At 53.5% G+C, this 21,900-nt stretch carries 22 protein-coding genes; 21 read left to right on the top strand and 1 reads right to left on the bottom strand.

Annotated features, from left to right (window positions below; genetic code table 11):
- Positions 1-12 precede the first annotated feature (12 nt).
- Positions 13-606, bottom strand: a complete 594-nt coding sequence (locus R3I13_RS11650; RefSeq protein WP_346318129.1) for a YdeI/OmpD-associated family protein — start codon at positions 604-606, stop codon at positions 13-15.
- A 169-nt stretch (positions 607-775) separates the two neighbouring features.
- Between R3I13_RS11650 and R3I13_RS11645 the strand changes: the two genes are divergently transcribed.
- The 21 genes from R3I13_RS11645 to R3I13_RS11545 all read left to right on the top strand — a co-directional run bounded on the left by R3I13_RS11645 (position 776) and on the right by R3I13_RS11545 (position 21,402).
- On the top strand, positions 776-1,294 hold the full coding sequence (locus tag R3I13_RS11645) for a hypothetical protein (protein ID WP_346318128.1): 519 nt from the start codon (positions 776-778) through the stop codon (positions 1,292-1,294).
- 31 nt (positions 1,295-1,325) lie between these two features.
- Positions 1,326-1,988, top strand: coding sequence for a hypothetical protein (locus R3I13_RS11640; protein ID WP_346318127.1), 663 nt, complete (start codon positions 1,326-1,328; stop codon positions 1,986-1,988).
- Positions 1,989-1,997: 9 nt separating this feature from the next.
- Positions 1,998-2,738, top strand: a complete 741-nt coding sequence (locus tag R3I13_RS11635) for an ATP-binding protein (protein ID WP_346318126.1) — start codon at positions 1,998-2,000, stop codon at positions 2,736-2,738.
- Between the two features lie 111 nt (positions 2,739-2,849).
- Positions 2,850-3,518 carry a response regulator transcription factor gene (locus tag R3I13_RS11630; protein WP_346318125.1) on the top strand — a complete coding sequence of 223 codons (669 nt, stop codon included), beginning with the start codon at positions 2,850-2,852 and terminating at the stop codon, positions 3,516-3,518.
- 26 nt (positions 3,519-3,544) lie between these two features.
- A complete protein-coding gene (locus R3I13_RS11625; protein ID WP_346318124.1) occupies positions 3,545-5,947 on the top strand; it encodes a prolyl oligopeptidase family serine peptidase in 2,403 nt (800 codons plus the stop codon).
- A gap of 122 nt (positions 5,948-6,069) precedes the next feature.
- On the top strand, positions 6,070-9,009 hold the full coding sequence (locus R3I13_RS11620) for an outer membrane beta-barrel protein (protein ID WP_346318123.1): 2,940 nt from the start codon (positions 6,070-6,072) through the stop codon (positions 9,007-9,009).
- Between the two features lie 29 nt (positions 9,010-9,038).
- Positions 9,039-9,605 carry an RNA polymerase sigma factor gene (locus R3I13_RS11615; RefSeq protein WP_346318122.1) on the top strand — a complete coding sequence of 189 codons (567 nt, stop codon included), beginning with the start codon at positions 9,039-9,041 and terminating at the stop codon, positions 9,603-9,605.
- Between the two features lie 46 nt (positions 9,606-9,651).
- The gene (locus R3I13_RS11610) at positions 9,652-10,002 is read left to right on the top strand and encodes a hypothetical protein (protein ID WP_346318121.1); all 351 of its coding nucleotides are present in this window, start codon (positions 9,652-9,654) and stop codon (positions 10,000-10,002) included.
- Entirely contained in the window at positions 10,002-10,508 is a 507-nt protein-coding gene (locus R3I13_RS11605; RefSeq protein ID WP_346318120.1) for a hypothetical protein, read from the top strand. Before R3I13_RS11610 ends, R3I13_RS11605 begins: the two co-directional genes overlap by 1 nt.
- A gap of 51 nt (positions 10,509-10,559) precedes the next feature.
- Positions 10,560-10,961 carry a hypothetical protein gene (locus tag R3I13_RS11600; protein WP_346318119.1) on the top strand — a complete coding sequence of 134 codons (402 nt, stop codon included), beginning with the start codon at positions 10,560-10,562 and terminating at the stop codon, positions 10,959-10,961.
- 108 nt (positions 10,962-11,069) lie between these two features.
- On the top strand, positions 11,070-12,542 hold the full coding sequence (cls, locus tag R3I13_RS11595; protein WP_346318118.1) for a cardiolipin synthase: 1,473 nt from the start codon (positions 11,070-11,072) through the stop codon (positions 12,540-12,542).
- A 137-nt stretch (positions 12,543-12,679) separates the two neighbouring features.
- Positions 12,680-12,958 (top strand): metalloregulator ArsR/SmtB family transcription factor, encoded by a 279-nt coding sequence (locus tag R3I13_RS11590; protein ID WP_346318117.1) that lies wholly within the window; start codon positions 12,680-12,682, stop codon positions 12,956-12,958.
- A gap of 75 nt (positions 12,959-13,033) precedes the next feature.
- Complete coding sequence (locus R3I13_RS11585; protein WP_346318116.1) at positions 13,034-13,795, top strand: glucose 1-dehydrogenase; 762 nt, start codon at positions 13,034-13,036, stop codon at positions 13,793-13,795.
- Positions 13,796-13,960: 165 nt separating this feature from the next.
- Entirely contained in the window at positions 13,961-14,437 is a 477-nt protein-coding gene (locus R3I13_RS11580; RefSeq protein ID WP_346318115.1) for an acyl-CoA thioesterase, read from the top strand.
- 175 nt (positions 14,438-14,612) lie between these two features.
- Positions 14,613-15,221, top strand: coding sequence for a TetR family transcriptional regulator (locus tag R3I13_RS11575; protein WP_346318114.1), 609 nt, complete (start codon positions 14,613-14,615; stop codon positions 15,219-15,221).
- A 49-nt stretch (positions 15,222-15,270) separates the two neighbouring features.
- Positions 15,271-16,527 carry a TolC family protein gene (locus R3I13_RS11570; protein WP_346318113.1) on the top strand — a complete coding sequence of 419 codons (1,257 nt, stop codon included), beginning with the start codon at positions 15,271-15,273 and terminating at the stop codon, positions 16,525-16,527.
- Between the two features lie 2 nt (positions 16,528-16,529).
- Positions 16,530-17,525: an HlyD family efflux transporter periplasmic adaptor subunit gene (locus R3I13_RS11565; protein ID WP_346318112.1), complete on the top strand. Its 996-nt coding sequence runs from the start codon at positions 16,530-16,532 to the stop codon at positions 17,523-17,525.
- Positions 17,526-17,531: 6 nt separating this feature from the next.
- Positions 17,532-18,446, top strand: a complete 915-nt coding sequence (locus R3I13_RS11560; protein WP_346318111.1) for an ABC transporter ATP-binding protein — start codon at positions 17,532-17,534, stop codon at positions 18,444-18,446.
- A complete protein-coding gene (locus R3I13_RS11555; protein WP_346318110.1) occupies positions 18,443-19,174 on the top strand; it encodes an ABC transporter ATP-binding protein in 732 nt (243 codons plus the stop codon). The genes R3I13_RS11560 and R3I13_RS11555 overlap by 4 nt, the downstream gene beginning before the upstream one ends.
- Before the next feature lie 3 nt (positions 19,175-19,177).
- Positions 19,178-20,284 carry an ABC transporter permease gene (locus R3I13_RS11550; protein WP_346318109.1) on the top strand — a complete coding sequence of 369 codons (1,107 nt, stop codon included), beginning with the start codon at positions 19,178-19,180 and terminating at the stop codon, positions 20,282-20,284.
- Positions 20,284-21,402, top strand: coding sequence for an ABC transporter permease (locus tag R3I13_RS11545; RefSeq protein ID WP_346318108.1), 1,119 nt, complete (start codon positions 20,284-20,286; stop codon positions 21,400-21,402). Before R3I13_RS11550 ends, R3I13_RS11545 begins: the two co-directional genes overlap by 1 nt.
- The last annotated feature ends 498 nt before the right edge of the window (positions 21,403-21,900 follow it).

Below are 21,900 nucleotides of genomic sequence, written 5' to 3'. Positions count from 1 at the left end.
TTTATAATAAGATCACCTGTATTTCCAGTTCCTGTCCTTCTTCTCCGCGATCTGCTCCACCGCCTGCGCCAGCCGTTTCTCGCGTGTGGCGTCGGTTTTGGCTTCGCTGATCCATTCGGAATATTCTTTTTTATGGGAATAGCTCCAACTGTCCCAGACCGCCTGTGCGGCTTTGTTTTTCTTTAGTGCGGCAGTCAGTTCCTTCGGAACCACCAGCTCCTTTTTGACGGTGGGCTCTTTTTTCACTTTGATGCCCTGCTTGTTCAGCTTGTCCGCCTCTTTGAGGTAAGCGATCAGCACCTTATCCGGCGGAAGGTCTTCCAGTGAAGTGATCTTCCCCAGGCTGCCCATGGCTTCCTTATTTTCGAGGGCAATGATGCCTTGTTTGTCTTCCAGCAGGCTGCCTTTCCAGAAACCGAAAGAGCAGTGCTGCTTGAAAGCCGCCATATTGCACAGGTTATCCCCATGCGTCATAAAATGCGGGAAGCTCCATTTCATAGCTTCGGTGGCATGCGGGCAGGCCTTATGCACGAGGTTGCGGAGGTGCTCCAGGATAGGCTGCGCAAAGGGGGCAGCCCTGGCGATATAGGCGTCTATGGGATCCATACCCTAATTTAAGGAAAATCCCTATCTTGTAGCAGGCCATATCGTACGCCCCATGTGCATAACAAGATTTCCATCCGTATTTATACGCTAATATTCGGGAAGTTCTACCTGGTACTAATCGTCCTTGTAACTGTAAATTGCATTCACTCACATAAAACCTCAAACTGTTATGAAAAGATCAAACCTCGTGCCCTGGCTGATCGTCCTGCTGCTGCTGGCGGTCTTCATATACCGGGAGCTGAACCGTAAAATTCCCGTAAACGGGGAAAGGGTGAAGGAGCACGTGATCAGCATGAAAGAAGCCGAAGGCTACACCAAAGCCTTTGCCGAAGCCAAAGTTGCTCTCAGCCGCCAGTTGCAGAACCCCGCTTACCTGGACAGCAACTTCAACATGCCCCAATGCGAACTCTTTAACAGGGACGCTATCGCCGCCATCCTCAACAAGCCCGGCGCCACCGGCCTCCGCGTGTATCTTGGGCTCAACCCGAAAAAGGAAGTTTGTTTCGTACTGGTTCCGGTAACGGATAAAGGAAAAGACATCACCGAACGCCTCGCCATGGACTACAACACCTGGATACCCGGCATTTCATCGGCCAGGGCAGGTTATCCGGACGATGCCGAAGCCATTGAAAGAGGCCAGCGCTGCCCGCACATGTGCGACGTGGAAAGCCCCTTAACGAATCCCTAGATCTGATCACCTGGAGTAACCGGTTGCCGAGATGAACCACACTATCGCTTCCATTTTATCTTTTTCCATCGTCATTCCACTCATCATGGGGCTGGTACGACTGAGCAGGATACGCATCAGCTATCAGCCCTTCATGATATTCCTCCTGCTGGCATTCACCTCCGAGCTGGTAGGCTTCGTCAGCGTGAAGCTGATCCGCAGCAATTACGTTTCCACCAATATCTACACCCTCGTGGAGGCCGTCGTGATCGCGTACATCTTTTACGCCTGGGGCTTTTTCAGGGAGCATAAGATATTGTACTGGACGGTGCTGGCGCTTTATGGGGTGGTCTGGACGCTGGAAAACCTCGTGTATGGCGACCTTGAGAACCAGATCTGCTCTTACTTCATTTTCCTTTATTCGCTCACGACCGTATTGCTTTCCATCAACGAGATCAACTATCTCATTGCCGAACGGGGCAACCTGTTCAGGAACGCGAAGTTCCTGATCTGCATCGGGTTCATCATCATCTGCGTATACAGCCTGATCACGGAAGGCACCCAGCTGATAGATCCGGACAACGCCCCGCTGTCCAATAAGATCTTCACTTTTTATGTTTATATCAATGCATTCGTTAATATTGTTTATGCAGTGGCTGTATATTTCATGCCCGAAAGGGATGACATCTACTTTTCGAAACGGTTCAATGCATAACGTAACCCCATGGAGAACAGGATCCTTTATATCACCATATTCCTCTCTTCGCTGCTGGCGGTGATCATCAGCTTTTTTATCGCCTCCATCATCCGCTACCACCGCCGTTTTATACGCCTGCAGCGGGAGCGCATCACGGCGGAGATCCGGTCGCTGGAAAACGAGCGGAAGCGCATAGCCACCGACCTCCACGATTCCCTCGGGCCCCTGCTGTCCAGCGTAAAGCTCAACATCACCAGCGTGGAAGTGAGCGACGAGCGCGACCGCCAGGTGATCAGTAAATCCACGAAGTATATAGACGAGATCATTACCAGCATGCGGCAGATATCGCACAACCTGCTGCCTAATACACTGGAGCGGAAAGGCCTGCTGGAAGCCATCCGCGAGTTCAGCGGCCACCTCGGGCAGGAAGCGCTGCTGGAGGTACACGTATACGCCATGAACCCTATCACACCCAATGCCGAGCAGGACATCCACATTTTCCGCATCGTGCAGGAGATCATCCACAACACACTCAAACATGCCGGCGCCTCCCGGCTGGACATTGGGTTCAACCAGGACGCTGAAGAGCTGCTGGTGCTGATCAAAGACAACGGCAAGGGCTTCAACGTGCAAAAAGCCACCCGCGATTCCCGCGGGCTGGGGCTCAAAAGCCTGGAGATCAGGACGGACATCATGCACGGCACCATCAACATCCGCTCCACGCCCGGCGAGGGTACCCATTATTACATCCGCATTCCCCGGCGCTGATATTTTACTTCCATCCCGCACATCCGCCGCGATACATCCTCTCCCCGGGATAAATAATTTGTATATTGTGCAGGCAACCATATTTTTCTCGACCCTAAGCAATTCTCTTTCATGAAATACGATATCAGGCTGGTAGTGGCGGACGACCACGAGATCTTCCTGGACGGGCTGGCGCTCATGCTTTCCCGGCAGGAACACATCACCCTGGTAGGCCAGGCTTCCGACGGGCGCGAGCTGGTGGAACTGGTGAACGCTGAAAAGCCCGATGTGGTGATGACCGACATCAAGATGCCGCGCATGGACGGCATCGCCGCAACCCGCCTGCTGGTGCAGCAAAACCCCGACGTGCGCGTGATCGCCCTTTCCATGTTCGACGAAGAAGACCAGATCGTGGAAATGCTCGAAGCCGGGGCAAAAGGATACCTGCTCAAGAATGCGGACAAACAGGAGATACTGGACGCCATCACCAGCGTATACGAAGACCGTGTGTATTACTGCAAAAGCACTTCCGCCAAGCTGGCAGGCATGATCGCGAAAAGCAAATTCAATCCCTACAAGCAAAAAGAAGTTATTACTTTCACGGACCGCGAGCAGGAAATTATCAAGCTCATATGCCAGCAGTTTACCGCCCAGCAGATCGGCGAGCGCATATTTCTCAGCAAGCGCACGGTGGAGGGCTACCGCACCCGGATACTGGAAAAGATGAACGTCCGCAACACCGCAGGGGTGGTGATGTACGCCCTGAAAAACAACCTGGTCAAAGAAGAAGACATCCTGTAAAAATAAAGACACAACTAAAATCTGCTATGAGATCATCATTCATTTTACTGGCCCTGCTGGCCTCCGGCGCCGCCTTTGCGCAAGACGCGGTTACCTACCAGCGCCCGCCGGCTGTAATCGAGGAGCTGTTGCTGGCCAAACCCACACCCGGCGTTAGTGTCGGGAGAAACGGCGAATGGCTGTTGCTGGCCGAACGCATTTCCTTTCCCGGCGTGGAAGAGCTGGCCGAGCCCGAGCTGCGCATTGCCGGCCTCCGCCTGAACCCGCGTAACTTCAGCACTACACGCGGCACTTACAGCAACAACCTGAAGCTGCAGCACATCAAAACCAAGGAGATCTTCCCCGTAACCGGCCTGCCCGGCGACCTGCGGTCCAATAACCCGCAATGGAGCCCTGACGGAAAGAAGGTGGCTTTGCTGCACTACGGCCAGCAGCGTGTAGACCTTTACGTTATAAACGTGGAAACGAAAGCTGCCGGAAAAATAAATACCGCTGCCCTCAACGCCACGTCTGGACCGGCTTTCGCCTGGGTAGACAATAACACGCTCATTTACAAAACAGTACCCGCGGGCGCCGGTGCTCTTCCTGCCGCGCCCGCCGCGCCCAAAGGCCCGGTGGTACAGGAAAGTAAAGGCAGGGCAGCCGCTTCGCGCACTTACCAGGATTTGATAAAATCCCCGTACGACGAAGCTCTGTTCACCTACATGACCACTTCTCAGTTCGTGCTCAACAACGGGCAGGGAGAAAAGAACCTGGGCTCGCCGGCCGTGATCAGCGGTTTCAGCGTGTCGCCAGACAAACAATACCTGCTGGTGCGGAAAGTGGAAATGCCGTATTCCTATCTTGTGCCCATGTATGGCTTCCCGCACAGCTGGCTGGTGCTGGATATGGAGGGCCGTGAAGTGAAGAACCTTGCAAAAAATCCTTCTTCTGAAGGCGCACCCATCGGCTTCGACGACGTGATGGACGTGCCCCGCGACTTCTCCTGGAAGGCGGACGAGCCGCACACCGTTATTTTCGCCAAACCGCTGGATGGCGGCCTCGGCAAACAAAAAGCCGAATACCGCGACGCCGTATATGCCACCGATGTAACAGGCAACGCTGCGCCGAAAGAGCTCTTCCGCACCAAACGCCGCTTCGATAACGTAACCTGGGGCAATAAAGAAGTAGCCCTCGTGCACGAATCCATGTTTGCGGACAGGAAAGAACGCTACAGCATCTACAATCAAACCACCGGCAAGCTCGATTCGCTGTTCGAAAAAAGCAGCAACGATGCGTACAGCGACATTGGCACGCCTTTCACCATCCGCAACCAGTACGACAGGCCGGTGCTGTTCATCCAAAAGAACGGCGAGCTGCTCATGCGCTCCCAGGGCGCATCCCCGGAGGGAGACATGCCCTTTGTGCAGAGCTACAACCTGAAAACCGGCAAAGGCAGCATCCTCTGGCGCTGCCCGGCCAACACTTATGAATACGTAGTGGAAGCCCTGGACCCGGAGAAGCTGATCATGCTCACCTCCCGTGAAAGCCAGACCGAAGTGCCCAATTACTATATCCGCGACCTCCGCAAACGCTCGCTCACAGGCACGCCCGTTACGGATTTCAGCAATCCGTACAAAGCGATGGAAGGCGTTTCCAAACAAAAGATCTCTTACAAAAGGGAAGACGGCATCAACCTCACCGGCGACCTGTACCTGCCCAAAGGTTACGATCCCAAAAAGGACGGTCCGCTGCCGGTATTCGTCTGGGCCTATCCCCGTGAATATAAATCCGCCGCAGATGCAGCACAGGTAAGGGGTTCGCGCTATACCTTCACCCGTGTGGGTTATGGCAGCCCCATCTTCTGGGTCACTCGCGGCTACGCCATTCTCGACAATGCCGAAATGCCCATCGTAGGCGAAGGTAACAGCCAGCCGAATGATAAATTCATTCCCCAGCTCTACCTCAACGCCCACGCCGCTATCCAGGCGCTGGCCAAAATGGGCGTCGGAGACAGCAACCGCGTGGCAGTAGGCGGCCATAGCTATGGCGCATTTATGACGGCTAACCTGCTCGCACATACGAAATTGTTCAAAGCCGGCATCGCGCGCAGCGGCGCTTATAACAGAACGCTCACGCCCTTTGGCTTCCAGGCGGAAGAACGTACTTACTGGGAAGCGCCCGAAGTATACTTCAATATGAGCCCTTTCAGCTTTGCCGATAAGATCAAAACGCCGCTGCTGATGATCCACGGTGAACTGGATAACAATTCCGGCACATTCCCCATCCAGAGCGAACGGCTGTACAACGCCATCAAAGGGCACGGCGGCACCGTGCGTTACGTGCAGCTGCCGTTTGAAAGCCATGGTTATTCCGCCCGGGAAAACCTGCTGCACATGCTCTGGGAACAATCGCAGTGGCTGGATACCTATGTGAAAGGCGCGCAATAACGACTTTTTAAACTTTTCCTGATAGACAGTTGCCTGATATCCCGGCAACTGTCTTTTTTTTCAGTTGTTTCAAAGGTTTTGGACGGTATTATCGTCCAATCAATCAGAATAACAACCAAAGTATGCGGCATGCATTGATCTTTACCTTGCTTTTACTGACCTGCGCTCAGTTAACATTCGCGCAGAACCTTGTGCTGAAAGGAGTGTTGAAGGATAAAGGAGACAGCACGGCGCTGAGGAACGCCACCATCAGGCTGAGCTCCCCGGAAGACGCCGCATTTAAGAAACAGGCTATTACCGACAGGGACGGGGCTTTCGAGATCACCGGCCTCTCAGCGAAACCTTATATTGTCACCATTACCTACGTGGGTTACGGGGAATTGACCCGTGCGATCATGCTGCAGGCCGAAACGCAGAACCTGGGCGTCATTATGATGCCCAAGAGCAGCCGCGACCTGAAAGAAGTGGTGATCAAAGGCCAGGTGCCGCCCAGCCAGCAAAAAGGCGATACCCTGCAATACAATGCGGACGCCTATAAAGTGAATCCTGACGCCAGCGGGGAAGACCTTATCAAGAAGATGCCCGGCATTACCGTAGAAAACGGTACCGTGAAGGCGGGCGGCGAGGAAGTGAAGAAAGTAACGGTAGACGGGAAGGACTTTTTCGGCGACGATGCCGCTATGGCATTGAAGAACCTCCCGGCAGACGCCATTTCCAAAATAGAAGTGTTCGACCGCCAGAGCGACCAGGCACGTTTCACCGGCTTCGACGACGGCAACGCCGTGAAAGCCATCAACATCGTGACCCGCGCTGAAATGCGCAACGCCCACTTCGGGAAGGTGTATGCAGGCTATGGTACGGATCAGCGTTATTCCGCGGGCGGCAGCGTAAACTTCTTCAAAGACAACAAACGCATTACCATCCTGGGCATGGCCAATAACGTGAACCAGCAGAACTTCTCCTCGCAGGACCTGCTGGGCGTGCAGAGCGCGGCTTCAGGCCGCGGCGGCCGTGGCGGCGGTGGGCCCAGGGGTGGCGGCGGCCGTGGTGGCGGCGGCGGCAACTTCGGCGGCGGTGGCGGAAGCAACTTCCTGACCGGCGGCCAGAGCGGGCTGAACAAGACCAACTCCATCGGTATCAACTTCAACGATAACTGGGGCAAAAAGGTGACCTTCAGCGGCAGTTATTTCTTCAATAACTCCAACAGCAGCAATACGGAGATCACCCGCACGCAAACGCAGTTCCAGAAAGGCATCCAGCTGGAGAACGATACCTCTCTCAGCGGCAGCCATAACTACAACCACCGCTTCAATGTGCGCCTGGAATACAACATAGACTCCAACAACGCGATCATATTCGAGCCGAACATCAGCTTCCAGCAAAACGACCGGTTCTCCAACTCCATGGGTAATACGTTTATGGCAGATACGCTGCTGAGCAGGAACCTGAGCGGCAGCACCAGCGACAATTCAGGCTATAACCTCAACGGCAACCTTACCTTCCGGCATGCGTTCGCCAAAAGAGGCCGCACCATTACCCTGGGCCTGAGCGCCAGGACCAACGACCGCAGCGGCGAATCGTTCACCAACAGCGACCTGGTATACCCCGGCAACCCGCAGGACAATGATTCCCTGCGCCAGCGCGTAAGGCCCCTCAGCGACGGGCAGAACTACGGCGTGAACGTCGCCTATACCGAGCCCATCGGCAAATCCGGCCAGCTGCAGGTGAACTATAACCCGAACTGGTCTACCAACAACTCCGACCGCCGGGCATATCAGTACGACTACACAGGCAAGGATTACAACATCCTGGACCCCGAGCAGTCCAACATGTTCAGCAACCGCTACAACACGCAATCCGCCGGCCTCAGCTACCGCCTGGGCAACCGCGACAGGATGCTGATGGTGGGTGTGAACTACCAGTACGCGGAAATGGAGACCAAAAGGGAATACCCGACAAAGAACTACGCCACACAGAGCTACCAGAACATACTGCCCAATGCCATGCTGATGTACAAGCTGGGCGAATACAGCCGCATCCGCGTGTTCTACCGCGCCAGCACTAATCAGCCCGGCATAGACCAGTTGCAGGACGTGTACATTTACTCCGGCCTCACCAACGTATCTATCGGTAATCCCAACCTGAACCCGCAGTTCGGGCACAGCGTGATGGGCCGTTACAATTACACCAACACACAGAACGGGCAGAACCTGTTTGCCAACGTGAACGTACAAACGAACAGCAATTACATCGCCAACGCCATTTATACGCCCACCAGCGGCAAAGATTCCCTGCTTACCCCCGTCGATACGCTGAAAGTGGGCGGCAGGCTTTCCAAGCCGATCAATATGGACGGGTATTTCAGCGGGAGGACCAGCCTTACCTGGGCCATGCCGGTGAAGTTCATCAAATCGAACCTGAACGTGAACGCAAGCGTGGGTTACAGCAAGATCCCCGGCGTTACCAACTCGCTGGCAGGCTTTACGCACAACTACAACTATAACCTGGGCGCCGGCCTGAGCAGCAATATCAGCGAGTATATCGATTTTAACCTGTCGTACAACGCCATGTTCAACGTGGTGAACAACACCATCCAGCCCGAAAACAACAGTAACTATTCCACCCATAATGCCAGCGCCAGCGTGAACCTGCTGTCCAAAAGCGGGTTTGTGCTGCAGAACGAGATCAACTATACCTTTACCAAGGGGCTGGGAGCGGGTTTCGACCAGCGTTTCGTGCTGTGGAATGCCAGCGTGGGCAAAAAATTCCTGAAAGAGCAGCGCGGAGAGCTCCGCCTGTCTGTATTCGACCTCCTGAAACAGAACCGCAGCATCAACCGTACCGTGAACGGGCTGGACATTGTGGATGAGCAGAACTCCGTGCTTACCCAATATTTTATGCTTACTTTTACTTACCGGCTAAAGAACTTCGGGAAGCTGAAAATGCCTGAAGGCGGTGGAGAGCAGCGCCGCTGGAACCGCGAAGGCAGGGGAGACGGCCCCCCGGGCGGAATGGGCCCCGGTGGAATGGGCGCTCCGGGCGGTATGCGCCGCGACTTCTAATGCCGTTTTAACATCTATATGCAAGCAGCTTGACGGATATCATAGCACATCTGAAACAGGGCAGTGAAGCCGCCTTTAAGGAACTGGTGGCTCAGTGGAAGGGGATGGTGTACAACACCGCCCTCGGCATCCTGCAAAATGAAGCGGATGCCGAAGATGTGTCGCAGGAAGTGTTCATGCAGGTGTTTGAATCCATCGGGACCTTTAAAGGAGAATCACAGATATCCACCTGGCTGTACCGCATCACGGTCACCAAATGCCTTGATTTCCTGCGGAAAAAGACGCGGAAGAAGCGCTGGGGGAAAGTATACAGCCTGTTTGGGGCACAGAATGAACTGGTGATCGACCCCCCTGAATTTCACCACCCCGGGGTGGAGCTGGCCAATAAAGAAAGGGCTCAGCTGCTCTTCAAAGCCATTGCCCGCCTGCCAGACAGCCAGAAGGCCGCTTTCGTGCTCAACAAGCTGGAAGGCCTGAGTTCCAAGGAGATAGCCGGGATCATGGACGCCTCCGTGTCTGCCGTGGAAGGGCTGCTGCACCGCGCCAAGCAGAACCTCCGGGACCAGCTGGAAGATTATTACAGAAATCAGGATTAAATACAAGTATTCAGCATAATTATCGTCTAAATTAAATACAGCGATTATGAAAGCGAGACGTGACATAGAACAGGAAATAAACAGGACGCTCGGCAGCCTCGACGGAGTGCAGCGGGCGGAGCCGGGGGATTTCTTTTTTACCCGTCTCCAGGCCCGCCTGGCGCGCATGCGCGAAGAACCGACGGACGCATGGGAACGCTTCATCGGCATCATCAGCCGCCCTTCCGTTGCATTTTCAGCACTGGCGCTGATCCTGGCCGTAAATGGCGTGATGTTCGCCCTGAACCTGCCCACCACCGGGCGCCAGGAGCAGGCAGCCCTGCAGCAGGCATTTGCAGATGAGGAATACCAGTTCGGTATCGCCAATTTTTATGAGTTAGAAAAACCGGAACAATAATGAAGGAAGCATTCGCGCGGAATAAAGTACTGGGCGTATTGGTGATCATCCTCTTGCTGACGAACCTCCTCCTGCTTTTTTTCTTTGTCTGGAACAAACCCGATGACGCCAGGAGCAGCAACCGGGGCAGAGGCGGGGAAGTAATGCAGCTGCTGGAAAAGCAGGTAGGCTTCAGCAAACAACAGCTGGACCAGTATAAACAACTCAAAGACCAGCACTGGGAGCGTTTGAAACCTTCCTTCGGGGAGCTGCGCACCGCCAGGGATAATTTCTATAAACTCCTGAACGAAAATTCCGTGCCCGATTCGGTGCTAATGGCAGCAGCGGATTCCATTGGCGCCAAACAGGTGGTGATAGACCTGCAAACCTACCGTCACTTCCGCGAAGTGCGCGGCCTGTGCACGCCGGAGCAGTTGCCGCATTTCGACTCAGTAGTGCAGCATGTGATGAAGAAGATGAACAACTTCAGGAAAAGTCCCCCGAGGGAAGACAGCCTGAAACGATGATCATGAGCATTTAAAAATATAATACCTCCAAAACCCTTAAACAATCACAACATGAAGAAACAGATCCTGTTTGTGCTGGCATTTCTGCTGGCGGTGAACGTAGCTGCCTTTGCCCAGCAGGGCGGCGGGAACGGCGGTCAGCGCCGCACCGTGGAAGAACGTGTGAAAGCCACGCTGGAACGCCTTACCACCGAGCTGCAGCTGAACAAAGACCAGGTTGCCAGGCTGGACACCGTGTTCACCAACTCGTTCAAAGACATGCAGAAAAAGCGTGAAGAGGCCCAGGCAGGCGGCGGCCGCATGGACCGTGAAGCGTTCCAGAAAATGAGCGCCGAAAGGGACGAGAAAGTGAAAGGCATTCTCACTGAAGAACAATTCAAGAAGTACAAGGAACAGATGGAAGCAATGCGCCAGCGCGGTGGCAACCGCGGCGGTGGCGGCGGAAGCAACTAAGGTTCCCGTTAAAGACCGTGGCCGTATTATACTGCAAATAACGAAGAAGAATGCACGCAGTATAGTACGGCTTTTTTGTGCCCCGAAATGTCGTAATTTGCCGGCGATATGTTGCAATTCCTCAAAGACCACTGGCAGTCCATCGGCCTCATTATCCTCTACGGCCTCACTTTCCTGGTAGCTATCAAAGCACTGCTCGAAACACGGTCTACCGGCAAAACGCTCGCATATCTCCTCCTGCTGTTCTTCCTTCCCGGTATAGGCGTGGCCGTTTACCTCCTCATCGGTGTAAACCGCAGGATCAACCGCATCTACAGCCGCAAATGGATGAGCAATGTGCGCCTCAGCGAACGCCTGCAGGAATACCTGCGCCAAGAAAACCGGCAAACACTGCTGGAGCATCCTGACCTGGTGACCAACAAAAGCAGCATCGCAAAGCTGCTGTTCCGCGATTCGCTGTCGCCCATTACGCCGGATAACGAAGCCATTCTCCTGGTGAACGGTGACGAAAAATTCCCTTATTTACTCGATGCGCTCCGCTCCGCCAAACATCACATCCACCTGGAATATTACATCTTTGAAGAAGACACCATCGGTACGGAAGTGATGGAGGTGCTGAAACAAAAAGCGAAAGAAGGGGTGGAAGTGCGTTTCATCTACGACGATTTCGGCAGCTCCGACATCAACCGCCGCTTCCTGCGACAGATGCGGGCCGCGGGGGTGGAAGTGTATCCTTTTTACCGTGTGCGCCTGCTGGCCAACCGGCTGAATTACCGCAACCACCGCAAGATCGTGGTGGTAGACGGGCATACCGGTTTCGTGGGCGGCATCAACGTGGCAGACCGTTATGTAAACGACCCGAAATACCGCACCAAACATCCTGAATGGCCCTTCTGGCGGGACACGCACCTTTGCATCAAAGGGCAGGGCGTGCATACTTTGCAGTTCCTGTTCATGGGCGACTGGAACTTTTGCGCCGATGCAGACCTGCCTATTACGCAGGATTTTTTCCCGGACATTCCCGTTACCGGTAAAGACCTGGTGCAGATCGCAGCCAGCGGACCGGATTCAGAACGTTCTTCCATCATGCTGAGTTACCTGGCGGCTATCAACCAGGCACAACGGTCTGTATACATCACTACGCCTTATTTCATTCCCAATGAGCCTATCCTGAATGCTTTACAGCAGGCGGCGCTTTCAGGGGTGGACGTGCGGCTGCTGGTGCCGGGTGTGAGCGACAGCCGGGTGGTGAACAAGGCGGCGGAATCTTTTTATGAAGACCTGCTGGCTACCGGCGTACGGATATTCCGCTACAACAGGGGATTCGTGCATGCCAAAACCATGGTGGTAGACGATAACCTGACGGTGGTGGGCACAGCGAATATGGACATCCGCAGCTTTGATTTCAATTTCGAGGTGAATGCATTTGTGTATAGTAAAGAGGCGAACTGGAAGATGACGGAGGTCTTTTTGCAGGATTGCCTGTACAGCAATGAGCTGTTGCTGGAAGACTGGCGGTCGCGCGGGCGGTGGAAGCGGCTGGGGGAGGCGGTTGTGAGGCTGTTCAGCCCCCTGCTTTAGGCTTGGGAATGCCGAAAAAGGTTGCTGGTGGCCAGTTTCCTGTTCCGGTTCCCGGGGGGAAGGAATTTTTTGGCAGGCAGGCCGAAAAAATAGATCGATATATTTCGATATTTCAAAAAAGTACCTATATTTGCATCATGATCATAGACGAAGCGATGATAGTGAAGGCGGCGAACGCACTTTCAGATAAACACCGGATGGCTATACTTATGCAGATAGCCAGGCAGGAGTGTAGTATCTGTTGCGGCGCCATCCAGGATCTCACCTGCCTGTCACAACCCACCGTTTCGCATCATATCAAGATATTGGTAGACAGCGGGGTGCTGATCAGCTCCAAAGAGGGGCGCAACGTGAACCTGACTATCAACCGGGAGATGATGAAACAGTTATCTATGTTCTTCCTTCAGCTCAGCTGATTTTTTTTGCCTTAAAATATCGAAATTTTTAAATAAATCAATACAAGTATCACACACACAATTCAAACACAAACAATGAGCACCTTGAAAGATAAAGTAGCGGTCGTAACCGGCGGCAACAGCGGGATAGGCCTCGCCACCGCTGAGGAATTCATTGCCAGGGGAGCGAAAGTGGTGATCACCGGGCGCAACCGCGATGCTGTAGAAGCGGCTGCCTCCGCGCTGGGAAGCGGTACACTGGGCGTGACCGCAAACCAGGCGAGCATCACAGACTCCGAGAAACTGGTAAACACGGTGAAGGAACGATATGGTAAAGTTGACGTGCTGTTCGTCAACGCCGGCATCGGCAACTTTGCATCTGTGAACGACGTAACCGAAGAGCAATTTGACGAAACGATGAATGTGAATTTCAAAGGCGCATTCTTCACCATTCAAAAGTTCCTGCCGCTGCTGAACGACGGGGCTTCCATTATTCTTTTATCATCCGTGAATGCTTTCACCGGTATGCCCGGCGCAAGCGTTTACTCTGCCAGCAAAGCTGCGCTCAACTCACTGGGCCGTACGTTGAGCCGTGAGCTGGCATCCCGCGGTATCCGTGTGAACACGGTGAACCCCGGGCCGATCAAAACGCCCATCCTGGCCAAAGCCGGGCTGGACGAACAGGGCGTGTCTTCCTTCCAGCAAAAATCCGCGGAGCGGGTACCGCTTAATCGCATCGGTGAATCCGCAGAGGTTGCAAAACTGACAGCATTCCTTGCTTCCAGTGATGCATCCTTTATCACCGGTGCGGAATATACCATTGATGGAGGGTTGACCGTACACCAATTATTGGGTTAAAAAGTAAGACTGCATATTTTCATCATTATCCGTTGTAACCCGATGCGTTAAAAACAAATTGACACTAAGCATCGCCGGGGCGGTTTCGCACCGCTCCGGCATTTTTAAAAAGCGTTCATTAAAATTTAACCAAATGCCTAACTTTAAGCTGTAAAACCATGCTATATGACTGTAAAGGAACCGTCTTCGTTATACACCGTGCGGTTTAATGACTGCGATCCGTTCGGGCATCTGAACAATGCGTCTTATATCAACTATTTTATGAACGCCAGGGAAGACCACCTGGCGGAGAGTTACAACCTTCACCTGAAGGATTATGCCGCGAAGGGATTGGGATGGGTGGTCACCCAGCACCAGATCTCCTACATCAAACCCGCTATGGTGGCGGAAAAAGTGCATATCCATTCACGCGTGCTGGATTTTTCAAATCATCACATCCTCCTGGAAATGTGGATGACGGACGAACACAAAAAGAAAGTGAAATCCTTTCTCTGGTCCAGGTTCACGCACATCGACCTGAAAACGGGCAAAAGGGCGGAACATGATGAAACGCTGATGAAACTCCTGGAAGAGGTCCGGGTGGAACATAATGGCGTAGATACGTTTGACCAAAGGGTAGGAGCCGTGCTTCAATCATTTTAACCCCTCAAGATACTTTAGTAAACAGTTGTAGGTAACAGCCGCCGGGGTAATCTTACTCCGGCTTTTTTTTATTCTGAAAATCAATGATTTGAGTTTTATTTCCAAAATCATTTGGCTATTTCACGTTTTTCTCTACCTTTGCATTAACCAAATGGTTAAACATTTCAGTTAAACTATGCAAACGACCAATACCACCGAACAACAGATCATAGAAGCGGCCAGGAAAATATTCATGCAGAGAGGGCTCAGCGGCGCCCGCATGCAGGATATCGCGGATGAGGCGGGTATCAACAAGGCCATGCTGCATTATTATTACCGCAGCAAGGAAAAACTTTTCGAGATCGTGTTTGGCGAAGCGGTGCAGATGCTCCTCGGCAGGGTCAACGCCATTTTCGCCGGGGATATGCCGTGGAAAGAGAAGATCGTGGCGGCGGTAGACAACTACATCACTTCCATCAGCGAAAATCCTTACCTGCCGCTGTTCGTGCTTCATGAGATCAACCAGAACCCGGACAGGATGGTGCAGCAATTCCTTCATGGCCCGCTTTTCCCAAACCTCCGCGCTTTTATGCTGGAACTGGCCATGGAAGCGGAAAAAGGGAATATCCGGAAGGTAGATCCGCTGCAGCTCATGATCAGCATTATTTCCATGTGCGTGTTTCCTTTTGCCGCCAAACCCTTGCTCACCGGCGTGTTCCAGATGGATCCCGCCCGGTTCAAAACCTTCATTGAAGAAAGAAAAAAATTCGTCAGCAGCTTCGTGCTTCATGCATTGGAGCCCTGATATTTTTTTGTCCCGGAATTAACCAAATAGTTAAATAAAAGAGTTAATTATGAGATCGTTCCTCCCGCTGCTTTTGCTCATGGCCTGTCTGCAGGCTTCCGCGCAGCAGCCTTTTACGCTGGATTCAGCCTGGGCCGCCGCCCGGCGCCATTACCCGCTGCTGAAGCAGCAGGAAGTGACAGACCAGGTGACCGCCCTGCAACTCCGCAACATCAGGACAAATTACCTGCCGCAGGTAGAGCTTAATGGTAAGGCTACTTACCAGTCCGATGTGGTGACCATCCCCATCAAGCTGCCGAATGTAAACATTCCCACGCTGCCCAAAGACCAGTACAACATGACGCTGGACGTGAAGCAGGCGATATACGATGGCGGCGCAACCAGCAGCCAGCGCGGGTTGCAGCTGGCGCAGCAGCAGGCGGAAAAACAAAAAGTGGAAGTGGAAATGCATAAGCTCCGCCAGCAGGTGATGCAGGTATTCTTCAACGCCCTTATCTGGAACGAGCACATTGCCGCCCGCAAACAAATGATGGAGGAAGTGAAACAACGCATGGAGCGCCTCCAGGCCGGGGTAGACAATGGCACCGTGCTGGCCAGCCAGGTAGACATTTTAAAAGCAGAGCTGCTGAAGGCGCAGCAGCAACTCGATGAAGCTACTACCGGCAAAGCCACCACCCTCAGCATCCTGGGGCTGCTAACGGGGAAGGATACACGTGAAATGGAAAGCATCGAGCTGCCGCAGCCCGCCGGCAACGCTGATCAAAATATTCAACGCCCGGAACTGGGCCTCTACAGCCTGCAAACAGACGTGCTCCGCCGGCAATCAAAGCTCACCGGCACAAAGGCCCTCCCGAAAGTGAGCGCCTTCGCGCAGGGCGGCTACGGCCGGCCAGGCCTGAACATGCTTGACAACCGTTTCGACTTCTATTACATCGGCGGCCTCCGCCTGCAATGGACGCTCTGGAACTGGCGCCAGACCCGCACCGAGCGAGACATCCTGCGGGTGCAGGAACAATCCCTGCAATCGCAGTCCGAGACCTTTACACTGCAAACGAAATCGCAACTGCTGCAGCAATCGGGCGAGATCAGCAGTCTTGCTTCGGCCATGGAAAAAGACAAGGAGATCGTAGCGCTGCGCACGAAAGTGAAAGACGTATCCGCCGCGCAGCTGGACAATGGTGTGCTCACCGTGCACGATTACCTCAGCGACCTGTTCGCCGAAACGCAGGCCCTGATCACCCAAAAGACCCACGAGATACAGTGGGTATATGCAACTATCAATTACCAGGTTATTAAAGGATATTAAACATGAAAAGCATCACTAACATACAGCCTTCCGGCCATCCTTTTAAAAGGCATTCTGCGCAGGCAAAAACGGCCAGGATAAATAACACACAGTCCGGCGAGCTACGGGTGTTCTTAACGGCCATCGCCATTTCCCTCGGCCTTACCGCCTGTACCGACAACAACGACGTGGCGGACGCCTACGGAAATTTTGAATCCACCGAAGTGATCGTATCCGCCGAAGCCACCGGCCGGCTGCTGAGCTTTGATGTGGAAGAAGGCGCTGTGCTGGCCGCTAACACACTGGTGGGAGGGATCGATTCCATCCAGCTGAAATTGCGGAAGGACCAGCTGGGGGCCAATATCAAAGCAGTGCTCAGCAAAACGCCGGATGTTTCCCCGCAGCTCGCTGTGATCAGCCAGCAGATCGCCACGCAGCAGAAAGAAAGAACGCGCATCGAGAACCTGCTGAAAGCCAATGCCGCCACACCCAAACAGCTGGATGATATCAACGCGGCGATCGCGGTGCTGGAGAAACAGTACGCATCCACCGCTTCCTCGCTCAGCACCCAGGTGACGGGCATTTCCAGCGAAACGCAGCCTTTGCAGGTGCAGGTGGAACAGGTGAAGGAGCAGCTCGCGCAATCGCGTGTAGTCAACCCCGTTGGCGGCACCGTGCTCGTGAAATACGTGGAGAAAGGGGAAGTGGTGAGCTATGGAAAACCGCTGTACAAGATCGCGGACCTGCAAACCATGTACCTCCGTGCCTACATCAGCGAAAACCAGCTTTCACGCATCAAAACAGGCCAGCAGGTGACCGTACAGCTGGACCAGCCGGACGGCACGCTCAAAAGCCTGCCCGGCACCGTGAGCTGGATCGCGTCGGAAGCGGAGTTTACCCCCAAAACCATCCAGACGCGCGAAGAAAGGGTGCATCTCGTGTATGCCCTGAAAGTGCGGGTACAGAACGACGGCAGCCTGAAGATCGGCATGCCGGGAGAAATGAGGATCGCTAAATAATCGCGTATGCAACCCATCGTAGTAGAACATATCCATAAAAGTTTCGGGGACCTGAAGGCCCTGCACGACATCTCGTTCACCGTGGATGAAGGAGAGCTGTTCGGCCTCATTGGTCCTGACGGTGCAGGCAAATCCACCCTCTTCCGCATACTCACTACTTTGCTGCTGGCTGATAAAGGGAACGCGCAGGTGAATGGGATGGATGTAGTGAAGCATTACCGCACCATCCGCCGCGAAGTGGGGTATATGCCCGGGCGTTTTTCCCTGTACCAGGACCTTACCATTGAAGAGAACCTGAACTTCTTCGCCACTATTTTCAACACCACCGTGGAGGAGAACTATGATCTCATCAAAGATATTTACGAGCAGATAGCGCCCTTCGCCAAACGACCGGCAGGTAAGCTTTCCGGCGGCATGAAGCAGAAGCTAGCCCTGTGCTGCGCGCTCGTGCACAAACCGAAAGTGCTGTTCCTCGACGAGCCCACCACCGGTGTGGACCCCGTATCCAGGAAAGAATTCTGGGACATGCTGCAACGCCTTAAAACAAAAGGCATTCCCATTCTCGTATCCACGCCTTATATGGACGAAGCCATTCTCTGCGACCGTGTGGCCCTGATGCAGAAAGGTGCCATCATGCAGATCAACACCCCGGCCAATATCGTGAAGAGTTTCGGCATGCCCGTGTGGGCCATGAAAGCAAACAACATGTTCCGCCTTATCCACGACCTGCGGGCCTTTGAAGGCGTGAACAGCTGTTATGCCTTTGGCGAATACCTGCATGTGACCCTTCACACGGACCTGGACAGTATAAAGGCTTACCTCGCGCCGCTGGGGCACGAAGGATTGGAGATCAAACCGGCGAGGCCGGGCATTGAAGACGCATTTATGCAGCTGATGCAGGAACAAAACGAATTGACATGAACACGCACGCGATCGTCACAAAAGACCTGACCAAACGTTTCGGCGATTTTATTGCCACCAACGCCATCACTTTCGAAGTAGGGCAGGGAGAGATATTTGGTTTCCTGGGCGCGAACGGAGCAGGCAAAACCACCGCAATGCGTATGCTCTGCGGCCTGTTGCGCCCCAGCAGCGGCGAAGCGACAGTAGCCGGGTACGACCTCTACACGCAGACCGAACAGATCAAAAAACGTATCGGGTACATGAGCCAGAAGTTTTCGTTGTACGAGGACCTCACCGTGAAAGAGAATATCCGCTTCTATGGCGGCATTTACGGCCTGAGTAATCAACAGATCAAACAAAAAACGCAGGAGCTGCTGGCGCGCCTGCAAATGGAAAAAGAAGAGCGACAGCTGGTCAGTTCCCTGCCGCTGGGCTGGAAACAAAAACTGTCATTCTCCATCGCCGTGCTGCACGACCCGTCTATCGTATTCCTGGACGAGCCTACCGGCGGCGTGGACCCTATCACCCGCCGCCAGTTCTGGGACCTGATCTATGAATCGGCGGACAAGGGCGTGACCATTTTCGTGACCACCCACTACATGGATGAAGCCGAATACTGCAACCGCATTTCGATCATGGTGGATGGAAAGATAAAAGCGCTGGACACGCCGGCCGGACTAAAGAAGCAGTATAACGCGGATTCCATGAACGAGGTATTCCTGCAACTCGCAAGAGCCAAATCTTAACACATGCAACAGTTCTTCGTATTCGTCAGGAAAGAATGTTACCACATCTTCCGCGATAAGCGCACCCTGCTGATCCTTTTCGGGATGCCGCTGGTGCTCATCATCCTGTTCGGCTTCGCCATTACCAACGAGATACATCATGTACAGATAGCCGTGCTGGACGAGAGCCGCGACAGCTACAGCCAACGCCTGGTGCAGAAAATGACGGCTTCCCGCTACTTCACCGTCAACCGCTACCTTGCCAGTCATAAAGAAATAGAACCCGTATTCCGGCAGGGTGATGTGAAGCTGGTGGTGGTGATCCCCAACAAATTCGGGCATGCCTTTCACCACGACAGGAAAGCCGCCGTGCAGCTGCTCACAGACGCCAGCGACCCGAATACCGCCACTACGCTCATCAACTATGCCAACGCCATGATCATGCAATACCAGCAGGAACTGACAGGTGAGATCAAGCTGCCGCTTACCATCACCGCCGATGTGCAGATGGTGTACAATCCTTCGCTGAAAGGCGTGTTCCTGTTCGTTCCCGGCGTGATGACGCTGATATTGATGCTGGTATCCGCGATGATGACCTCCATCACCATCACCCGGGAAAAAGAACTGGGCACCATGGAGATCCTGCTGGTTTCCCCGCTGAAGCCGGTGATGATCATTGCGGGGAAAGTGGTGCCTTACATTATACTGTCGTTCATCATAGCGCTGATCATTCTCGCCATGGGCACCTGGGTATTTGCCATGCCCGTGAAAGGCAGCCTGCTGCTGCTTTTGCTGGAATGTGTGCTGTTTGGCCTCACGGCGCTGTCGCTGGGCATACTCATCTCCAGCATTACCAACTCACAGCAAACCGCCATGATGATATCGCTGATGGGGCTCATGTTGCCTACCATCCTGCTGTCTGGCTTTGTGTTCCCGCTGGAGAGCATGCCGCAGCCTCTGCAAATATTGGCTAATATCATCCCGGCAAAATGGTTCAATATCATCCTGAAAGACGTGATGCTGAAAGGGGCGGGGCTGCGCCATGTATGGCTGCCTACGTTGATCCTCAGCGGCATGACCGTTTTTTTCCTGGCTGTAAGTATCCGTAAATTTAAAACCCGCTTAAGCTGATGCGTACCATCTTTTTCATATTGCAAAAGGAATTTTTGCAGATCTTCCGCAACAGGAGCATGCTGCCCATCATCTTTGCTGTGCCGGTCGTGCAGCTGCTGGTGCTGGCCTTTGCAGCGAATTACGAGATAAAGAATCTCAGCATCGATATCGTAGACCAGGACGGCGGCACCTGGAGCCGCCAGTTGCGCGACAAACTGACCGCTTCAGGGTATTTCTCGCTTTATAACCAATCCGCCAGTTCCGCGCAGGCGTATGAAGACCTGGAAACCGGCAAGGCAGACCTCATCCTCACCATTCCGCGCCACTTTGAGCGGGACCTGGTGCGGGACAACGAAGTGCGTGTGCAATTGCTCGTAAACGCCATCAACGGCAGTAAAGCCGGCCTGGCAGCAGGTTATGCAGGTAGCATTCTCAGCGATTTCAACCGCCGCATCCGCCTGGACTGGCTGGCGCTGGACGAAGACGATGCCCCGGCGCATTTTGATATCAGTTACCGTTACTGGTACAACCCCGACATGAATTATAAGTTCTTCATGGTGCCGGGCATATTGGTGGTACTGGTGACGATGATCGGCGCTTTCCTCTCCGGCATGAACATCGTGAAGGAAAAAGAGATGGGTACCATAGAGCAGTTGAATGTAACGCCGATCAAAAAGATCCATTTCATCACCGGCAAGCTGCTGCCGTTCTGGATCATTGCATTGTTCGAGCTGGTGTTCGGGCTGGCGGTGGGGAAGCTGGTGTTCAACCTGCCGGTGGTGGGCAACATCGGCTGGGTGTTCCTGTTCGCGGCGGTGTACCTGCTGGTGATGCTGGGGCTGGGCCTGCTGATATCCACCTTTACAGAGACGCAGCAGCAGAGCATGTTCATCACCTGGTTCTTCCTCATCATTTTCATTCTCATGAGCGGGTTGTTCACACCGATAGAAAGCATGCCGCTCTGGGCGCAGAAGATCACCTTGCTCAACCCCGTAGCCTATTTCGTGAAGGTGATCAGGATGGTGATGCTGAAAGGCAGCGGATGGGCGGATATAAATTATTATTTAGGTGTAATGCTGGCCTTCGCAGTGGCGTTGAACGGCATTGCGGTATGGAACTACCGTAAAACGGTATAGTAAACAGTTGTAGGTAAACAGATGCCGGGGTATTCGTGCCCCGGCTTTTTCATTGGCTTATATGTTTGAGTGAACGTATATTTGTCTGCAACTTTTGCATGAGATGCCTGTTATAATAAGAAGCCCCGGCAGGTAGGAGCTGCCAGGGCGTAAAAATCCGGAATCTCACGCTTGTCCGGTTCAGCGGCTCCCGAGAGCTCACAGGAATCCAAGTCTTATTCCCGGACCGATTGTCAGATCACCGGACAGCATCTGCACTTGAAACGGTATACGCCACCGCTGGGGTGGTAAACCCTCACACCACGGATGGTGCGAAAAGGAGTATAAACGTAACCATTCCTGCATTTGCATGGGCAACCATTGAATCTTGCTGAGGGACTCATGGTATTCATGATTAATGGTTATACAATTCTACTTCGCGGTGTAGCTAACCGGCTTAAGTCTAAACAAAAGCGGGCCTGGCGGCGAAGCCAGCGCAAACAAAAAACCCGGCCTTTT

It is taken from the genome of Chitinophaga sp. YIM B06452 (genome assembly GCF_039655965.1).
GTDB lineage: Bacteria > Bacteroidota > Bacteroidia > Chitinophagales > Chitinophagaceae > Chitinophaga.
Note: the sequence above shows the minus strand (reverse complement) of the source record. Positions and strands in the feature narration are given on the sequence as shown.

Bases quoted from the DNA above. Each gene is read 5' to 3' on its own strand.
- R3I13_RS11650 (WP_346318129.1), bottom strand. From the start codon at position 606: ATGGATCCCATAGACGCCTATATCGCCAGGGCTGCCCCCTTTGCGCAG.
- R3I13_RS11645 (WP_346318128.1), top strand. From the start codon at position 776: ATGAAAAGATCAAACCTCGTGCCCTGGCTGATCGTCCTGCTGCTGCTG.
- R3I13_RS11640 (WP_346318127.1), top strand. From the start codon at position 1,326: ATGAACCACACTATCGCTTCCATTTTATCTTTTTCCATCGTCATTCCA.
- R3I13_RS11635 (WP_346318126.1), top strand. From the start codon at position 1,998: ATGGAGAACAGGATCCTTTATATCACCATATTCCTCTCTTCGCTGCTG.
- R3I13_RS11630 (WP_346318125.1), top strand. From the start codon at position 2,850: ATGAAATACGATATCAGGCTGGTAGTGGCGGACGACCACGAGATCTTC.
- R3I13_RS11625 (WP_346318124.1), top strand. From the start codon at position 3,545: ATGAGATCATCATTCATTTTACTGGCCCTGCTGGCCTCCGGCGCCGCC.
- R3I13_RS11620 (WP_346318123.1), top strand. From the start codon at position 6,070: ATGCGGCATGCATTGATCTTTACCTTGCTTTTACTGACCTGCGCTCAG.
- R3I13_RS11610 (WP_346318121.1), top strand. From the start codon at position 9,652: ATGAAAGCGAGACGTGACATAGAACAGGAAATAAACAGGACGCTCGGC.
- R3I13_RS11605 (WP_346318120.1), top strand. From the start codon at position 10,002: ATGAAGGAAGCATTCGCGCGGAATAAAGTACTGGGCGTATTGGTGATC.
- R3I13_RS11600 (WP_346318119.1), top strand. From the start codon at position 10,560: ATGAAGAAACAGATCCTGTTTGTGCTGGCATTTCTGCTGGCGGTGAAC.
- cls (WP_346318118.1), top strand. From the start codon at position 11,070: ATGTTGCAATTCCTCAAAGACCACTGGCAGTCCATCGGCCTCATTATC.
- R3I13_RS11590 (WP_346318117.1), top strand. From the start codon at position 12,680: ATGATCATAGACGAAGCGATGATAGTGAAGGCGGCGAACGCACTTTCA.
- R3I13_RS11585 (WP_346318116.1), top strand. From the start codon at position 13,034: ATGAGCACCTTGAAAGATAAAGTAGCGGTCGTAACCGGCGGCAACAGC.
- R3I13_RS11580 (WP_346318115.1), top strand. From the start codon at position 13,961: ATGACTGTAAAGGAACCGTCTTCGTTATACACCGTGCGGTTTAATGAC.
- R3I13_RS11575 (WP_346318114.1), top strand. From the start codon at position 14,613: ATGCAAACGACCAATACCACCGAACAACAGATCATAGAAGCGGCCAGG.
- R3I13_RS11570 (WP_346318113.1), top strand. From the start codon at position 15,271: ATGAGATCGTTCCTCCCGCTGCTTTTGCTCATGGCCTGTCTGCAGGCT.
- R3I13_RS11565 (WP_346318112.1), top strand. From the start codon at position 16,530: ATGAAAAGCATCACTAACATACAGCCTTCCGGCCATCCTTTTAAAAGG.
- R3I13_RS11560 (WP_346318111.1), top strand. From the start codon at position 17,532: ATGCAACCCATCGTAGTAGAACATATCCATAAAAGTTTCGGGGACCTG.
- R3I13_RS11555 (WP_346318110.1), top strand. From the start codon at position 18,443: ATGAACACGCACGCGATCGTCACAAAAGACCTGACCAAACGTTTCGGC.
- R3I13_RS11550 (WP_346318109.1), top strand. From the start codon at position 19,178: ATGCAACAGTTCTTCGTATTCGTCAGGAAAGAATGTTACCACATCTTC.
- R3I13_RS11545 (WP_346318108.1), top strand. From the start codon at position 20,284: ATGCGTACCATCTTTTTCATATTGCAAAAGGAATTTTTGCAGATCTTC.